Annotated in this window: 12 protein-coding genes; 10 read left to right on the forward strand and 2 right to left on the reverse strand. The window is 68.5% G+C overall.

Annotated elements, in window-relative coordinates:
• Positions 1 to 291: 291 nt before the first annotated feature.
• The 4 genes from TVH25_RS16280 (at position 292) to TVH25_RS16295 (ending at position 5,593) form a co-directional block, all read left to right on the forward strand.
• Positions 292 to 561 (forward strand): DUF4235 domain-containing protein, encoded by a 270-nt coding sequence (locus TVH25_RS16280; protein ID WP_169621781.1) that lies wholly within the window; start codon positions 292 to 294, stop codon positions 559 to 561.
• A gap of 169 nt (positions 562 to 730) precedes the next feature.
• Positions 731 to 3,286 carry a circularly permuted type 2 ATP-grasp protein gene (locus TVH25_RS16285; RefSeq protein ID WP_422424831.1) on the forward strand — a complete coding sequence of 852 codons (2,556 nt, stop codon included), beginning with the start codon at positions 731 to 733 and terminating at the stop codon, positions 3,284 to 3,286.
• Positions 3,283 to 4,287 (forward strand): transglutaminase family protein, encoded by a 1,005-nt coding sequence (locus tag TVH25_RS16290; RefSeq protein WP_169621783.1) that lies wholly within the window; start codon positions 3,283 to 3,285, stop codon positions 4,285 to 4,287. Before TVH25_RS16285 ends, TVH25_RS16290 begins: the two co-directional genes overlap by 4 nt.
• A 139-nt stretch (positions 4,288 to 4,426) precedes the next feature.
• Positions 4,427 to 5,593 carry a kinase gene (locus tag TVH25_RS16295; RefSeq protein ID WP_169621784.1) on the forward strand — a complete coding sequence of 389 codons (1,167 nt, stop codon included), beginning with the start codon at positions 4,427 to 4,429 and terminating at the stop codon, positions 5,591 to 5,593.
• Positions 5,594 to 5,609: 16 nt separating this feature from the next.
• On the opposite strand, the gene TVH25_RS16300 is transcribed toward TVH25_RS16295, so the two are convergent.
• The gene (locus tag TVH25_RS16300; protein WP_296550798.1) at positions 5,610 to 7,223 is read right to left on the reverse strand and encodes an alkaline phosphatase D family protein; all 1,614 of its coding nucleotides are present in this window, start codon (positions 7,221 to 7,223) and stop codon (positions 5,610 to 5,612) included.
• Between the two features lie 141 nt (positions 7,224 to 7,364).
• On the opposite strand from TVH25_RS16300, the gene TVH25_RS16305 reads away from it, so the two are divergent.
• The 5 genes from TVH25_RS16305 to TVH25_RS16325 all read left to right on the forward strand — a co-directional run bounded on the left by TVH25_RS16305 (position 7,365) and on the right by TVH25_RS16325 (position 14,681).
• Positions 7,365 to 8,777 (forward strand): replication-associated recombination protein A, encoded by a 1,413-nt coding sequence (locus TVH25_RS16305; protein WP_169621786.1) that lies wholly within the window; start codon positions 7,365 to 7,367, stop codon positions 8,775 to 8,777.
• A gap of 133 nt (positions 8,778 to 8,910) precedes the next feature.
• Entirely contained in the window at positions 8,911 to 11,577 is a 2,667-nt protein-coding gene (gene alaS / locus TVH25_RS16310) for an alanine--tRNA ligase (RefSeq protein WP_169621787.1), read from the forward strand.
• Between the two features lie 2 nt (positions 11,578 to 11,579).
• Positions 11,580 to 12,098 carry a Holliday junction resolvase RuvX gene (gene ruvX / locus TVH25_RS16315; protein WP_169621788.1) on the forward strand — a complete coding sequence of 173 codons (519 nt, stop codon included), beginning with the start codon at positions 11,580 to 11,582 and terminating at the stop codon, positions 12,096 to 12,098.
• Positions 12,095 to 13,852: an endolytic transglycosylase MltG gene (mltG, locus tag TVH25_RS16320; RefSeq protein ID WP_169652164.1), complete on the forward strand. Its 1,758-nt coding sequence runs from the start codon at positions 12,095 to 12,097 to the stop codon at positions 13,850 to 13,852. The genes ruvX and mltG overlap by 4 nt, the downstream gene beginning before the upstream one ends.
• Positions 13,842 to 14,681, forward strand: coding sequence for a shikimate dehydrogenase (locus TVH25_RS16325; protein WP_169621790.1), 840 nt, complete (start codon positions 13,842 to 13,844; stop codon positions 14,679 to 14,681). The genes mltG and TVH25_RS16325 overlap by 11 nt, the downstream gene beginning before the upstream one ends.
• Positions 14,682 to 14,745: 64 nt before the next feature.
• Here TVH25_RS16325 and TVH25_RS16330 read toward each other — a convergent pair whose 3' ends face one another.
• Positions 14,746 to 16,332: an FMN-binding glutamate synthase family protein gene (locus TVH25_RS16330; RefSeq protein WP_169621791.1), complete on the reverse strand. Its 1,587-nt coding sequence runs from the start codon at positions 16,330 to 16,332 to the stop codon at positions 14,746 to 14,748.
• Between the two features lie 140 nt (positions 16,333 to 16,472).
• Between TVH25_RS16330 and TVH25_RS16335 the strand changes: the two genes are divergently transcribed.
• Entirely contained in the window at positions 16,473 to 16,826 is a 354-nt protein-coding gene (locus TVH25_RS16335) for a YciI family protein (RefSeq protein ID WP_169621792.1), read from the forward strand.
• The last annotated feature ends 103 nt before the right edge of the window (positions 16,827 to 16,929 follow it).

Here is a 16,929-nt window from a genome sequence, read left to right on the forward strand (position 1 = left end):
GGGGGGGGGGGGGGGGGGGGGGGGGCGGGGCCCGCGCCGCGGCCCCCGCCCCCCCCCCTCCGCTTTCTCTGGGGGGGCAGTTTTCCTCTGACCGGCGGAGTTCGAATCGGACGGAAGTCCTAGAAATACCGAATCCAACGCCGACTCGAAACCCCTCCACGAACCCGCCGCTCACAATGCGAGCGCTCTCGGCGTCGTCGTGCTCGCCGTTTGCGCCCCGGAGCAGGCGGGTACCTCGGTCGGGAGATCGCGGTGCCACCGTCGGCACCGCACCGGAGGAGGAACCTGCACATGCCCGACGCAAGCGTGATGATGTACAAGCCCCTTGCCCTGGCGGCGAGTGTCGGGGGAGGTGTGCTCGCGGGAGCGGTCTTCCAGCAGGTGTGGAAGCGAGTGGGGCAGAATCGCCCGAAGCCGGAACCACAAGACCTGTCACAGAGCACCCGCGACGTGCTCATCGCAGCCGCGTTGCAGGGCTTGATCTTCGGCATGGTGAAAGCCGGCGTGGACCGCGCAACCGCGAAGAGCTTCAGCAAGGTCACCCACAAGTCGCCGGCATAGTCACCTTCGGTCCCGGAGCAGTGACGTGCGGCACCCCGCACGCCGCCGGGTCCGCCGCGAATACACGTTGAGCAACTCCACCTGGCAGAGTTCACCCGGCGCCGGTGCGACGGTCGAGCGAGTCGTGAACGACGGTGCGCCGACGGAAAGATCGAGAGGGCGGCGCTTCATGCACGACGTGGCCGAGGCGGATCCGGTCGGGGAGTACGACACCCCGTTCAGTCCGCAGTACGACGAGCTACACACCGCTTCCGGTGAGATCCGGGAGCACTGGAGCGAACTCGCCGGGGTGCTCGAGGGCCGCTCGCCCGCGGTGCTCGAGCGCTACCGGCGACGTGTACGCACCCTGGTCGACAATCACGGCATCACCTACAACCCGGTCGACTCGGTGGGCCCGGACGGAGAACCGACCGGCCCGGTGCGCTGGGAAGTAGACGCCCTACCCCTGGTTCTCGCCGCAGACGACTGGGCGGTCCTCGAACGAGGGCTCGTGCAGAGATCGCGCGTGCTCGACGCACTGCTGGCAGACCTGTACGGCCCGCAGCGCACACTCACCACGGGCTTGCTGCCTCCGGAGTTGGTCTTCGGCCATCCCGGATACCTGCGAGCGGCTCACGGAGTCACTCTTCCGGGGCCGCATCAACTCTTCATCCACGCGGTGGATGTGGCGCGGCATCGCGACGGTAGCTTCCGTGCGATCCGCGACCACACCCAGGCGCCGTCCGGTCTCGGCTACGCGATGGCGGATCGTCGGGTCGTCGCCCATGCGATGCCGGAGATCTACACCACCGCCGGCCCGCGGCCCCTCGCACCGTTCGGTCACGCGCTCAGGCTCGCGCTGCGCGATGTCGCGCCCAGCGGAGTCGAGGACCCGTTCGTGGTGGTGCTCAGTCCGGGTGCGCAATCCGAAACAGCCTTCGACCAAGCGCATCTCGCGAGCGTGCTGGGCGTGCCGCTCGTCGAGTCGGCCGACCTGACCGTGCGGGAGGGGAGGCTGTGGATGCGTTCGCTGGGGTCGCTGACCCGCGTCGACGTGGTGATGAGGCGCATCGACGCCGACTACGCCGACCCGCTCGACCTCCGGCGTGATTCGAGGCTGGGCGTGGTCGGACTCGTGGAAGTCGTTCGTCGCGGTGGAGTGTCACTGGTCAACCCGCTGGGCAGCGGAGTCCTCGAAAACCCCGCGCTCGCGGGATACCTTCGACCACTCGCCCGGGCGCTGCTCGACGAGGACCTCCTGCTCGAATCGGAGGAGACCCATTGGGGCGGAACCGCCTCCGGACTCTCGGAACTCACCTCGCGCCTTCCCGATCTGGTCTTGCGCTCCACCGTCACCGCGGAAACCGTTGTCGGCGAAACCTTGACCGCCGCGGAGCGGGAAGAATTGCTCGCCCGCGTGAAGGCGCAACCGGGCAACTGGGTGGCGCAGGAACGTGTCGAGTACTCCCACGCGCCCAGCCTCGACGGAACGGCCGTGACGGCGTCTCCCGTGAGTCTTCGGTTGTTCACCGTTGCGCAGCGCGTCGGATACACGCCGATGCCCGGCGGACTGTGTGAGGTGCTGGTACCGGGCGCCGCGCCGGAAACCGAACCGCGCGTGGCGGCGAAGGATGTCTGGGTACGGACGGTCGCGGGTGGCGCCACCACCGACGCGGCGGGCTCTACCGCTCCGGAATCGCTGCCGCGCTTCGCGGCGCCTTCCACCGAGGTGGTGGCCTCGCCGCGCGTGCTCAACGACATGTTCTGGATCGGCCGCTACGGCGAGCGCGCGGAAGATACGGCGCGACTGCTCATTTCGATGAGGGAGCGTTACCAGGACTACCGGAACCGGCCGTGGCTCGAGGGCAGCGACTGCTTGCCTGTTCTGCTCGGCACACTTGTCGCGACCTCACAGCTCAGCGAGGGTGTCGCGATGGTGGACGACCATCGCAACGTCGTGGCGGAGTTCCGCGCCCTCACCGTGGATCGTGCGCGGCCGGGCTCGCTGGCGCAGTCGTTCGGTGGGCTCGAGCGCGCTGCCCGCGCCGTGCGCGACCAGCTCTCGCACGACACCTGGACGGTCCTGGCCGACGTGCAGCGCGCCCTCGACGACCTCGCGGTCGATCCGGAAGACGACGGCGCGCAGCTCGGCGCGACCCAGTCGGCGGTGCTCAACGGCATGCTCGCCCTGTCCGGCCTCGGCGCGGAATCGATGGTGCGCGATCTGGGCTGGTACGTGATGGACATCGGTAAACGCCTCGAGCGGGGCCTGGCGCTGGTGTCGCTGCTGTCCTCGACCCTGACCCGCGAGCACACCCGGCCCACCGAACGCGCGCTCATGGAGTCGGTGCTCGCCGCGGCGGAGAGTTCGGTGACGTTCCGGCGACGCAACACCACGGTGCGGGTCGCCGCCGTCGCCCAGCTGCTCCTGTTCGATCCGGGTAATCCGCGCTCGCTCGCGTACCTCCTCGACCGGCTGCGCGAGAACCTGGTGGCATTGCCGCACTCGTCGGGCTCGTCCCTGCCGGAACGGCTCGTCGACGAACTCCTCGCGACATTGCGCCGCTGCGACCCGTCCGACCTCGAGACCGTCACCGACGGTGTCCGGGCGGAGTTCGCGCGCCTGCTCGACTCCACCCACGCCGGGCTGACGGAACTCGCCGTCGTCTTGATGAAGGGACCGCTGTCGTTGCCCGGCGGAACCCGGCCCCTGTGGGGCGGCACAGAGCGGAGGGACCTGCCATGACAGTCGCCGACGGATCCAGCGAGCCCGGTGTGCGGCGGTACCGCATCACGCACCGCACCACCTACCGCTACTCGGGCGCGGTGACCTCCTCCTACGGACGCGGATACCTGCTTCCCCGCGAAACCGACCGGCAGCAGGTGCTCTCCAGTGAGGTCACCGTGAGTCCCGCGCCTGCGGACATGTCCACCGGCGCGGACCTGTGGGGCAACCGCGACCTGTTCTTCCACGTCACCGACACGCACGAGGTGCTCGAAGTGGTCGGACGCTCCGAGGTCGCGGTCTCACCTCCGCACCCGGGGCGGTTGCGGACGCCGGCGTGTCTGGCGCCGTGGGAGACGGCCCGCCCGGCCGGCCCCGCCGGTGCGCTGGCCGTCGACTTCGTACTCGACGTGCATCCGCCGGAGATCGACGACGACGTGCGTGCCTACGCGGAGAAGACGTTCACGGCCGGGCGGCCGATCGCCGAGGCGATCGTCGACCTGACACACCGGATCTTCACGGACTTCACCTACCGGTCGGGGTCGACATCCGTGTCCACCCGCGTTGCGGAAGTGCTGGCGGCCGGATCGGGCGTGTGTCAGGACTTCGCGCGCCTGGCGATCGCCTGCCTGCGCTCCCAGGGGCTCGCAGCACGCTACGTCTCCGGGTATCTCGCGACCGACCCGCCGCCCGGGAAGGAACGCATGGTCGGGGTGGACGCGACGCATGCGTGGGCGTCGGTGTGGCTGCCGGACGGCACGTGGCTGGACTTCGACCCCACGAACGATCAACTCGGCGACGAGCGGTACACGACCGTGGCGTGGGGACGTGACTACGCGGATGTGTCGCCGTTGCGGGGCGTGATCTATACGGAAGCGCAGGACAGCACGATCGAGGTATCGGTCGATGTCGCGCCGATCGACGAAGAATTCTCCGCTGCGGGAGGACGTTCCGATCAGGGCGATCGAAACCCCGTGGACATCGGCAACACCTCCGCGGGCACCCGGTCGTCGATCTCGTGAGATACCCGATGTGCTGCCCGGACGGTGCAGGTCCGGACAAAGCGGATGTGCCCTCTCGCGCGTGACCATCGAAGGTCCTGAGTGACCGAGGTCTTCTGCGAGCCCATTTAGTGACCGGGAACCTGTAGATTGGTTCGTGATGACTGCAACATTGGCGGACCCCGTGTCAGAGGTAGTGCAGGCAGCCGAGCAGCTGCTCACTCGTCGTACCGGGGCGCCGGTCAAACTGGCGGATCCCGTCGACCTCGGGGGCAGTGGCAGGTCGGTCGTTCTCCGGGTGCGGGTCGCCGCGAACCCCTTCTCGTTGCCACGCACACTCGTGCTCAAGCAGGTGCCGCCGTCGCGCGGTGCCGGCCACGTCGACCTCCACGGTTCCGCGACAGACGAGCAGATCGCGTTCCTGCGCGAAGCGGTCTCCTACCAGTTCGCGACCGCCCTCGCCAAGGACCACCGTCCCGGTGCGGAACTGCTCGCGTACGACTTCGCGACCCGGTTGCTCGTCCTGAGCGATCTCGGCGACGCGACCCCTCTCGCGACCCTGATGCGCAGTGGTGACAGCGAGACCGTCGGCAACACGCTCATGGCGCTTGCGCAGGCTCTCGGCCGGATGCACGCCGCGACCGTGGGACGAGAAGAGGACTTCGCGGCGTTGCTGCGCCGCGCCGACGTCTCGCATGTCGCCGACACGGTGTCCGAACAGGCGATCGACGCAGTGCGCGGTGTGCCCGAACTGCTGGGTACCGATTTCGGTCTCACCGTGCCCGATTCGGTCCGGGAACGGGCCGAACGCGCCGCAAAGCTGTTCACCGGCGGTCGTCACCGGGCCTTCAGCCCGTCGGACCTGTGCCCGGACAACATCGTCGTCGGCGACGACGGCGTGCAGTTCCTCGACTACGAGTGGGGAGGCTTCCGGGACGCGACCCTCGATATCGCATTCGCCCTGACGTCATTCCCCCTGTGCGTGTGTGCCGTTCCCATGACCGTGGAGCGGATGCGGGCGATGGCCGACGCGTGGCGCGCCGAGGTCGTCGGCATGTGGCCGCACCTGGCCTACGACGAAGTGCTGGCCGAACGCCTTCTGGACGCGCTGCTGGCGTGCGTCTGGCTCAGCACCCATCTCTTCCTGCCCGAGGACCACGCCCGGATCGCCTCGGTACGCGAGCACGAACTGTCGGTGCCGCGAATCGAAGCGCTGCGTTCCCGCTGGATGCTGCTCGCCGATTTCGCGGCCGACACCGGCCACGACGACGTCGCCGGACATGCGCGCGAGGTGCTCGAACAGCTCGAGGCACGCGAAGCCGCCTGACGCCCACCTGTCCGGGTCACACCGGCGGTACGGGTTCGACGCGTGCGGTGCCGTTCAGCACACGGAAGCCCGCTGCTCGTCGTGCGCCGGTCGACGGGTCGGTACGGTCGCCGAGGAAGAACCATTCCATCTGCACCGCATCCGGGGTCACCTCGAGCACCCCGAAGCCGTGCGAGTCCAGTTCGACGAACCGAACGTGCCGGTTGGTCGACCGCACGACCTCCTCCAGCGCCGGTGATGCCGTGCGCGGCGGGACCCCCAGCAACTCGTCGATGTTGGCCGACGTCACCGACGGCACCACGAACTCGGTGGCGACGGTGCCCGCACCCGGATAGTCGGCCGGATCGGCGGGAATGTCCATCGCCCACGACGTGTGGATATCGCCCGTGAGGAACACGACATTGCGTCGTCCCGCGCCGCTGATCGCGTCGAGCAGACGCCGACGGTCGGCCGGGTACCCGTCCCACTGGTCGGTGCTGAACGGCACTCCGTTCGACGGCGCACCGAGCAGTGCGGTGAGCGCACCGGTCGTGCGCACGTCGAGGGGAGGGAGCAGGAGCGGTGCGAACATCACGGAGTTGCCGACGAGCTGCCATCGAGTCGGAGAACTCGTCAGGCCCGCGGTGAGCCAGGCCATCTGGTCCTTGCCCGTGATGGTGCGGCCGGGCTCGTCGACAGTCTTCCCGTCTACCGGCCGAGCCTGCTCGGAACGGTACGTGCGCAGATCGAGCATCGACAGTTCGGCGAGGTCACCGAACCGGAGCCGCCGGTACAGACGATCGCCTTCCCTCCGGACCGGCATCCATTCGTAGTAGGCCCGGACCGACGCGGCCTTGCGCGCGGCCCAGTCGCCCTCGGTCGCCGGGTCGTGGTTCTCGGCACCGCCCGACCACGCGTCGTTCGCGGACTCGTGGTCGTCCCACACCACGATCCACGGCACGAGGGCGTGTAGCCGCTGCAGATCGGGGTCGGTCTTGTACTGGCCGTGCCGCATCCGGTAATCGGCGGTGGTGACGATCTCGTGCGACGGACGATGCGCCCGTACTTCGGATCCCGTCGAAACGGGGAACTCGCCGGCCGCGTACTCGTACAGATAGTCGCCCAGATGCACCATCGCGTCCAGGTCGCCGTGTGCGGCGAGATGCCGGTACGACGCGAAGTAGCCGCCCTCCCAGTCCGCGCAGGATACGACGCCCAACCGGAGACGCTCGACGTGCGCGTCGGCGGCCGGTGCGGTGTGTGTGCGCCCGGTGGGGGAGACGGCCCCGCCGGCGAGGAAGCGATAGTAGTACTCCGTGTCGGCGGCCAGGCCTGTCGCATCGACCTTCACGGTGTGGTCCGCGTCGGCTGTCGTCGACACCGATCCCGAGGCCACCGTGTCGGAGAAGTCGGCGTCCCGGGCGATCTCCCACTGCACCGTGGTCGCGGGGCCCACGCCCGAGCCGGGGACCGCATCGGGTGTGGGAGTGATGCGGGTCCAGAGGACGATCGCGTCGGGAAGCGGGTCACCGGAGGCCACGCCGTGTGCGAAGACAGGCGAAGCCGCCGACGCGCCGGGAGCGGTCGCCGCGGCCAGGGCAGACGTGCCGGCGACCACCGCGCCGGCTCGCAGGAGTGTTCGACGCGTCACACGAAGTAGGGGCACGGCGTCGATCTGACCATGCCGAGGGTCCCGATTCAGGGCAAACGGCAGATATGCACCGAAATGTCGCCGCTTGTTCACCGGGTACTGCGACCGCGACGGTCGGTGGGAGCTTGTAGCGTCGGAGTGGTGAGTGACGTATTCGGTGCGGAGGATCCTTCGGCAGAACCGGACGCCCTCTTCGAGGCGCCCCGCGCAGAGGAACCCGAACCCGAACCGGAGATACGCCGCGCACCCGCAGCGCCGACCGGGCCCTCCGCTCCGCTCGCCGCCCGCATGCGTCCCGCGAGTCTCGACGAGGTGGTCGGCCAGCAGCACCTGCTCGAACCCGGCGCTCCGCTCCGACGCCTCGTGGAAGGTTCGGGCGCGGCGTCCGTCGTGCTGTACGGCCCGCCCGGGACCGGGAAGACGACGCTCGCGTCATTGATCTCCGGTGCGACAGGCCGGCGGTTCGAAGCGCTCTCGGCTCTGTCCGCCGGTGTGAAGGACGTGCGTGCGGTCATCGATGTGGCGCGCCGCCGCCTCGCCCACGGCGAGCAGACGGTGCTGTTCATCGACGAGGTCCACCGGTTCTCGAAGACCCAGCAGGATGCGCTGCTCGCCGCCGTGGAGAACCGGATCGTGCTGCTCGTCGCGGCGACGACCGAAAACCCCTCCTTCTCCGTCGTCGCTCCGCTGCTGTCGCGCTCGCTGGTGCTCCAACTGCAACCGCTCGGCACCGAGGACATCCGGCAATTGCTCGAACGCGCCCGCGTCGACGAACGCGGACTCGGTGGCGTGGTGGACATCACCGACGACGCGCTCGATCACCTCGTACGTCTCGCAGGCGGCGACGCGCGACGCGCGCTCACCGCGCTCGAGGCGTCCGCCGAGACGGCGTCGGACCGGGCCGGCGACGGCGACGCCGTCATCGATCTGTCCACGGTCGAGTCGAGCATCGACAGGGCCGCGGTGCGCTACGACCGCGACGGCGACCAGCACTACGACGTCGCGAGCGCGTTCATCAAGTCGCTGCGCGGCTCCGACGTCGATGCCGCCCTGCACTACCTGGCGCGGATGATCGTCGCGGGGGAGGACCCCCGCTTCATCGCCCGGCGCCTGATGATCCAGGCCAGCGAGGAAGTGGGAATGGCCGACCCCACCGCGTTGCAGACCGCCGTCGCCGCATCACACGTCGTGCAGCAGGTCGGGATGCCCGAGGCTCAGCTCGCTCTCGCCCAGGCCACCATCCACATCGCGACAGCCCCCAAGTCGGGTGCTGTCACCGCTGCGCTGGGAGCGGCGATCGCCGATGTCAAAGCGGGCAAGGCCGGGATGGTGCCCGCGCACCTGCGTGACGGGCATTATCAGGGCGCGCAGAAGCTCGGCAACGCCGTCGGGTACCGCTACCCGCACGACCATCCGGACGGCGTGCTCGCCCAGCAGTACGCGCCCGACGAACTGGTCGGGGTCGACTACTTCCGGCCGACCAACCACGGAGCCGAACGTGAACTGGCGTCGCGGGTGCCGAAGCTCCGCCGCATCGTGCGAGGCGAGCGGTAGGCGGGCGTGACGCCCGTCGTACCGACCGGAAGCCGGTTGCGCCGGGACGTTAAGCTGAACGATGGCCGTTTCGCGCGGCCGGCAGGCCACACCGGGCAGTTCCCGGAACCGTCACACGACAAAGGACCATGACGTGCAGACCCACGAGATCCGTAGGCGCTTTCTCGATCACTTCGTGAAGGCCGGCCACACCGAGGTACCCAGCGCGTCGCTGATCCTCGCCGATCCGAATCTCCTGTTCGTCAATGCCGGCATGGTTCCCTTCGTGCCGTTCTTCCTCGGGCAGCAGACCCCGCCGTACACCCGTGCGACATCGGTGCAGAAGTGCGTGCGCACGCTCGACATCGAAGAGGTCGGCAAGACGACCCGGCACAACACGTTCTTCCAGATGGCCGGCAACTTCTCGTTCGGGGATTACTTCAAGGAAGAGGCCATCGCCTTCGCGTGGTCGCTGCTCACCGGCTCCGTCGACGACGGCGGTTACGGCATCGATCCGGAAAAGCTCTGGGTCACCGTGTATCTCGACGACGACGAAGCGTTCGCGATCTGGCGCGACAAGATGAACGTGCCGGAGGCCCGTATCCAACGGCGCGGCATGAAGGACAACTACTGGTCCATGGGAATCCCCGGCCCGTGCGGCCCGTGCTCGGAGATCTTCTACGACCGCGGCCCCGAGTACGGCGTCGAGGGCGGCCCGGAGGCCGACGAAGACCGCTACATCGAGATCTGGAATCTCGTCTTCATGCAGAACGAGCGCGGCGAAGGCCGCTCCAAGGACGACTACCCGATCCTCGGACCGCTGCCGAAGAAGAACATCGACACCGGTATGGGCGTCGAGCGGGTGGCGTTCCTGCTCCAGGGCGTCGAGAACGTGTACGAGACCGATCTGCTCCGTCCCGTGATCGACAAAGCCGCCGAACTGACAGGCGCGGTGTACGGCGCCAAGCACGAGGACGACGTCCACTTCCGGGTGATCGCCGACCACGCCCGCACGGCCGCGATGCTCATCGTCGACGGCGTCAACCCCGGCAACGACGGCCGTGGATACGTTCTGCGTCGTCTGCTTCGCCGGATCGTGCGCTCGGCGCGTCTGCTCGGCGCCGACCGTCCCACGATGGCCGAGTTCATGACCGTCGTCCGCGACACGATGGCGCCGTCCTACCCCGAACTCGCGACCAACTTCTCGCGCATCGAGACGGTCGCGGTCGGTGAGGAGACCGCGTTCCTCAAGACGCTCGGCACCGGCAGCAAGCTCTTCGAAGGGGCGGTCGACGCCGCGAAAGCACAGGGCGAGACCGTGCTCGGCGGAACCGCCGCATTCACCCTCCACGACACCTACGGCTTCCCCATCGACCTCACGCTCGAGATGGCGTCCGAGGCCGGATTGACCGTGGACGAGGACGGCTTCCGGTCGCTGATGGCGGAACAGCGCCAGCGCGCGAAGGACGACGCGCGGGCCCGCAAGCACGCGCACGCCGACCTGACGGTCTACAAGGAACTCCTCGACCGTGGCCCCACCGAGTTCACCGGCTTCGGTGAACTCGTGACCGAGGCGCACGTGCTCGCCGTGATCACCGGGGGCGAACGCCTGCACACCGCATCCGCCGGGCAGAAGGTCGAACTCATCCTCGACCGCAGCCCTCTCTATGCGGAGTCGGGCGGCCAGATCGCCGACGTGGGAACGATTACCGGGCCGGGTCTGAAGATCAAGGTCGACGACGTCCAGAAGATCGCCAAGCAGTTGTGGACGCACAAGGTCACCGTGGTCGAAGGACAGGTGACCGAGGGCGACGCGGTGCTCGTGCAGGTCGACCCCGAATGGCGCAAGGGCGCGACACAGGGCCATTCCGGCACCCACCTCGTGCATGCCGCGCTGCGGGAGGTCCTCGGACCCAACGCCGTGCAGGCCGGTTCGCTCAACAAGCCCGGCTACCTGCGGTTCGACTTCTCCTGGCCCGGTGCGTTGTCGGAGCAGCAGAAGCAGGACATCGAGGTCGTCACCAACGAGGCGGTCGCAGCGAACTACCCGGTGAACACGTTCGTCACCGACCTCGACAAGGCCAAGAAGATGGGCGCGATGGCGCTCTTCGGCGAGAACTACGGCGACGAGGTGCGTGTCGTCGAGATCGGTGGCCCCTTCTCGATGGAGCTGTGTGGCGGCACCCACGTCCAGCATTCGTCGCACGTCGGGACCGTCACACTCCTCGGTGAGCAGTCGGTGGGGTCGGGTGTGCGCCGGGTCGAGGCCTACGTCGGACTCGATTCCTACCGCCACCTCGCGAAGGAACGGGCATTGCTCGCAGGCCTGTCGTCGACGCTGAAGGTTCCCTCCGAGGAGGTGCCCGGACGCGTCGAGTCGCTGATCGAGCGGCTCAAGGCGGCAGAGAAGGAACTGGAGAAGACGAAGGCGGCCAACGTCGCGGCGGCAGCGGGCACTTACGCCGGCAAGGCGCAGCGAATCGGCGACCTGCTCGTGGTGGCCGAGGCGGCACCCGAAGGCGTCACCGGCAACGACCTGCGCACCCTGGCATCCGATATCCGCGGCCGGCTGGGCTCCGAGCCCGCTGTCGTGCTGCTCCTGGGCAGTGCCGACGGAAAGGTTCCGTTCGTCGTCGCCACCAGCAAGCCCGCGCAGGCGATGGGCATCAAGGCCGGCGATCTCGTCGCGAGCTTCGGACCCGCGATCGGCGGACGCGGCGGCGGCAAGCCCGATATGGCACAGGGGGCGGGCTCGGATCCGTCCGGCATCCGTGCCGCACTCGATGCCTTCCGCGCCCGGCTCAGCGAGCTGGCCGGCTGAGCGTGGCTGACCTGCCGGGCCCGGATCGACCCGGGGCCGACGACCCCGGCCGAGGCCGACGAATCGGGATCGATGTCGGGAGCGTGCGGATCGGGGTCGCTTCGAGCGACCCCGATTGCATCCTCGCCACGCCCGTCGAGACCGTGCCGCGCTCGAAAGACCGCGGTCCCGACGCGCCGGATATCCGGCGCATTGTCCAAATCGTTATGGAATACGAGGCCGTGGAGGTTATCGTCGGGCTGCCGCAGACGCTGCGCGGTGAGCCCGGCAAGGCCGCGAAACTGGCGAGCGACTTCGCTCGCCGCATTCGCAGGCAATTGCCCGACGTTCCCGTGCGCATGGCCGATGAACGTTTCACCACGGTCACTGCGGCGCGTGCCCTCCGCGAGAGCGGGGTGAGCGCAAGGGGCGCGCGGCCGGTGATCGACCAGGCCGCGGCCGTGGCCATTTTGCAGGGTTGGTTGGACGAGCGGAGCGCAGCAGTGAACGAAGCCGACGGAGACCTCGGGGGAAGCCGGTGAACCGGCACGGGCAGTCCGACGACCGTTCCGAACCCACAAGGCAGGGGTTGTTCTCCGACCCGTACGCCGGTAGCTACAGGGGACCGGCGGATCGGCGTGGCGAAGGCGACTACCGCTACGACACTCCACCGCAGCAACCGCACCCGACGCGTTCGCCGGACGACGACGAGACGAACGTGCTGCATTTCGAGGAGGGCGCGTTCGACGGTCCGCCTCCCGGTCATGCACCCGGCTCCGGCTATGCGCCCGAGCAGAGCGGACAACGACCCGGCTACGCCGACGACGAATACGCCGACGGGTATTCCTACGCACAGCGCGAGGGGTACCGCTACGACAACACCGGCGATGCCTACGACGACACCGGAGACGGATACGACGGCGACGGCTACAGCCGCCACCCCGCGCCTCGGGACGGGAACAATCCCTACCCCGCAGCCGCCCCGGGCCGCGACTCCGCCGCCGCCCCGCGCGACGAGTACGACGACTACGACGAGGACGACTACGACTCGTCCGCGTACGACGACGAGGACTACGCCGAGACACGCGCAGTACCCGCGGCTGTCGGCGCGCCGTCGCCCCGGGGCAAACGAACCGGAGGCGCCGTCGCCCGCAAGAAGCGCGGACGCATCCTCGGGTCGCTTGCCGCGGCGCTGGTGCTCGTCGTCCTCGTGGGCGGTGGTTACTTCGCCTACACCAAGCTTGCCGGGCCCGATCCCGCACCCGACTTCACCGGGCCTGCCGGGCCCGAGGTCGTCGTGCAGGTGCAGCCGGGAGACACGGCACAGGAGATCGGTACCGAGTTCGTGGACAAGGGCGTCGTCGCCAGTTCCGCGGCGTTCTACGAAGCCGCCGTGCAGAACTCCGGCATGAACGCCCTGCACCCGGGCTACTACCGGGTGCCGACCAACGTCCCGGCGGTCGACGCTGTTACGGCGCTGGTGAGCGGCACCAGCCGCGTGGGCGCATTCGTCGTCTCCGAGGGCCGGCAGCTTCACGACATCCGCGACGTCAATACCGGCGCGGTGCGCAAGGGCATCTACACGCTCATCTCCGAAGCAAGCTGTTACGACGACGGTGGCACGCCGACCTGCCTGACCTACGAGGAACTCGAAGCAGCGGGCGCGAGCCCCGACCTCGAAGCTCTGGGAGTCCCGGAGTGGGCCCGCGAAGCGGTCGCGAACGTCCCCGACCGGGCACGCCAGCTCGAAGGGCTGATCGCAGCCGGAAGCTGGGATATCGACCCGAGCGCCGAACCGGTCGAGGTGCTGCGCAGCCTCGTCTCCGCGAGCGCCGCCAAATACGACGAGACCGGTATCACCGCAGCTGCCGCGAAGGTCGGGCTGACCCCCTACGAACTGCTGGTCGCTGCGTCGCTCGTCGAGCGGGAAGCGCTGCCTGCCGATTTCTCCAAGGTCGCCCGCGTCATTCTCAACCGCCTCGAAATCGGGCAGATGCTGCAGTTCGACTCCACGGTGAACTACGCACTCGACGAAACGGAACTCGCCACCACCGACGCGGACCGGGCACTCGTGACCCCGTGGAACACCTACGCGAGCGTGGGCTTGCCGGCGACACCGATCTCGTCGCCGAGCATCGGCGCCCTCCAAGCGGTAGAGAACCCCGAACCCGGTGAGTGGACCTACTTCGTGACGATCGACGAGAAGGGCACGACCCTGTTCGCGAACAACTACGAAGAACACCTCGTCAACACGCAGAAGGCTCTGGAAAGCGGAATTCTCAACAGTGGCAGATGATCTGAACGCGGTGGCCCGCAGGGCCGCGGTCCTCGGGAAGCCGATCGAACATTCGAAATCCCCGCTGTTGCATCTCGCGGCCTACCGGGCGCTCGGGCTGACGGACTGGACCTACGACCGGATCGAGTGCACCGGCGAGGAACTGCCCGGTCTGGTGTCGGGTCTCGGGGACGAGTGGGTCGGTGTCTCGGTGACGATGCCCGGCAAGTTCGCTGCCCTGGAATTCGCGACCGAGCGCACCGAGCGCGCCGTGACGATCGGGTCGGCGAACACCCTCGTGCGGGTCCCCGGAGGGTGGCGCGCGGACTGTACCGACGTCGACGGCGTCACGGGAGCGCTGCGCTCCGGCGGGGTACGCGACCTGAGGGGTGGATCCGCGGTCGTGGTGGGTTCGGGCGGCACCTCGCGTCCCGCGCTCGTCGGACTGACCGACCTCGGTGTCCGCAGCGTGACGGTGGTCGCGCGCGACGAGGGTCGCGCCCGGGCCACGTTCGATTGTCTCGGGGACGACATCGAGGCCCGGTGGGTGCCGTTCGATGCTCCCGGCCTCGGACAGATGTGCGCGGAGGCGGACGCCTTGGTGAGCACCGTGCCCGCTGTTGCGGCAGCGCCGTACGCCGACGCACTCGCCCGCGCTCCGTACATTCTCGATGCGATCTACGATCCGTGGCCGACGCCGCTCGCCTCGGCGGCGGAGGCCCGCGGGACGGTGGTCATCAGTGGACTGCACATGCTCCTCAACCAGGCGTTCGGGCAGGTGGAGCAGTTCACCGGCCGGCCCGCACCCCGAGAAGCCATGGCGCGCGCGGTGGGGCTGGACTACGCCTGAGACCGGCGGAGGGGTCGCGCAGCGGCACCGAGCACCGGTTACCGGCGACTTACCGTTCGGCCCGCTAGGTTCCCGGGGGTTTCGTCGCGGCCCCGGGCGACCCCGCGCCGCCGGAGGCCTCGGGTTCGCCGGCCGTCATGATCCGGGTGATCGCCTCGCGACCTGCGGGGCTCGGCAGCCCCCAGTCCGTCCGGTAACCGTAGAGTTCGGCGAGGGTCACCGAATGCCGGTTGCCGTCGGCGACTTCGACGTCGTCGGCACCGATCAGGCTCGGATGTGCCACCCCGCACGCCTCGGCCACTTTGAGGACGTCGCGCCGTAGCGCCCGCAGATAGCCGTCGACCCGGTCGGCCTTGGACGGAATATCCAGGCCCCGCTCGAGCCATCGATTGTGGCTGGCGACTCCGGTCGGACAGGTGTCGGTGTGGCACTTCTGTGCCTGAATGCAGCCGAGTGCGAACATCGGTTCACGGGCGACGTTGAGCATGTCGCAACCGAGGGCGAATGCGGCCACGGCATTGTCGGGCATGCCGAGCTTGCCCGATCCGATGAACGTGACGTCGTCGGCGAGGCCTGCTTCGGCGAACTGACGATAGACCCGCGCGAAGCCGCTCCGGAACGGCAACGACACTGCGTCGGTGAAGACGAGCGGAGCGGCGCCGGTGCCGCCCTCGCCGCCGTCGATGGTCACGAAGTCCACGCCCCGCTCGCCGCTGCGCATCGACTCCACGAGCGAGTGCCAGAACGTCGGATCACCCACGGCCGCTTTGATTCCCACCGGAAGGCCGGTTTCCGAGGCGACGCGTTCGACGAAGTCGAGCATGCTGTCGACGTCGTGGAAAGCAGTGTGCCGGGACGGACTGACCACGTCGTGGCCCATCGCGACGCCGCGGATCTCGGCGATCTCGGGGGTGACTTTGGTAGCCGGCAGCAGGCCGCCGAGCCCGGGTTTGGCGCCCTGGCTCAGCTTGATCTCGATGGCCTTGACCGGCGCCGACTCCGTGAGTGCGACGAGGCGGTCGAGGTCGAACCGGCCCTCTTCGTCGCGGCACCCGAAATAGGCGGTACCGATCTGGAAGATCAGGTCGGCGCCGTGGCGGTGATAGCGCGAGAGCCCACCTTCGCCGGTGTTGTGCATACATCCGGCCGACGCGGCTCCCTTGTTCAGCGCGGTGACCGCGGCCGAGGACAGGGACCCGAAGCTCATTCCCGAGATGTTGACGAACGAACGAGGCCGGAACGCTTTCGCCCGGCCTCGTGGTCCGCCGAGAATCTTCGCCGAGGGCACCTCGAGTGCCTCACCGCTGTGTGGCGCGCCGGACGCGGGGACCTGTGAGAACGTGCGGTGCTTGATGATCGTGTATCCGTCGGTGTATTCCACATCGTTGTCGGTGCCGAACCCGAAGGTGTTGTTCTCCTGCTTCGACGAGGCGTACACCCATCGGCGCTGGTCGCGGGTGAACGGACGCTCCTCGTCGTTGCGGGTGATGATGTACTGCCGCAACTCCGGTCCGACGGCCTCGAGGAGATGTCGTCCGTGCCCGACGACCGGGAAATTGCGCAACAGCGAGTGCTTCCGCTGCAGCATGTCGTACGACGCCACCGCGGCCAGGGCCGCAGCCGGGATGCCGAGGGCCTTCGACCACTCCATGACCTCACGCTAGGCGGAATGAGTCGTCCTCGTGCCCACTTAACCGTTCGTCTTCTCGGCCGGATGTCGAATCTGCCGCCTATCGTTCGTGTAGTAGATGAACGGCCGGAACAGCCGGCCACCTCGAGAAGGATTCGGCAATGGTCCAGTACCTGCTCAGCATCTATCAGCCCGACGGCGATCCGCCGCCGCCCGAGGAACTCGAGCCGATCATGCGGAAGCTGGAGGTCCTCCAACGCGAACTGCGCGAGGCCGGAGCGTGGGTCTTCTCCGGAGGCCTTCACGCGGCAAGCACGTCGACCGTCGTCCGGGCCGGCGGTCAGGGCGTCGTGACGACCGACGGGCCCTATATCGAAGGGAAGGAACACCTCGGAGGCTTCGACGTCATCGAGGCCCAGGATCTCGACGCTGCACTCGTCTGGGGACGCAAACTCGCCGAGGCCACCACGCTGCCGATCGAGGTGCGTCCCTTGCAGTGGGGATCGTGCGGCTGACTCCGATGTCGGTGACGTCTACACAGATCGAACGGATCTTCCGCGACGAGTACGGACGTGCAGTCTCGGTGCTCACCCGCGTCTTCGGCGACCTCGACCTCGC

It is taken from the genome of Rhodococcus sp. 7Tela_A2 (assembly GCF_049311045.1).
Taxonomy (GTDB): Bacteria; Actinomycetota; Actinomycetes; order Mycobacteriales; family Mycobacteriaceae; genus Rhodococcus.

Bases quoted from the DNA above. Each gene is read 5' to 3' on its own strand.
- TVH25_RS16280 (WP_169621781.1), top strand. From the start codon at position 292: ATGCCCGACGCAAGCGTGATGATGTACAAGCCCCTTGCCCTGGCGGCG.
- TVH25_RS16285 (WP_422424831.1), top strand. From the start codon at position 731: ATGCACGACGTGGCCGAGGCGGATCCGGTCGGGGAGTACGACACCCCG.
- TVH25_RS16290 (WP_169621783.1), top strand. From the start codon at position 3,283: ATGACAGTCGCCGACGGATCCAGCGAGCCCGGTGTGCGGCGGTACCGC.
- TVH25_RS16295 (WP_169621784.1), top strand. From the start codon at position 4,427: ATGACTGCAACATTGGCGGACCCCGTGTCAGAGGTAGTGCAGGCAGCC.
- TVH25_RS16330 (WP_169621791.1), bottom strand. From the start codon at position 16,332: ATGGAGTGGTCGAAGGCCCTCGGCATCCCGGCTGCGGCCCTGGCCGCG.
- TVH25_RS16335 (WP_169621792.1), top strand. From the start codon at position 16,473: ATGGTCCAGTACCTGCTCAGCATCTATCAGCCCGACGGCGATCCGCCG.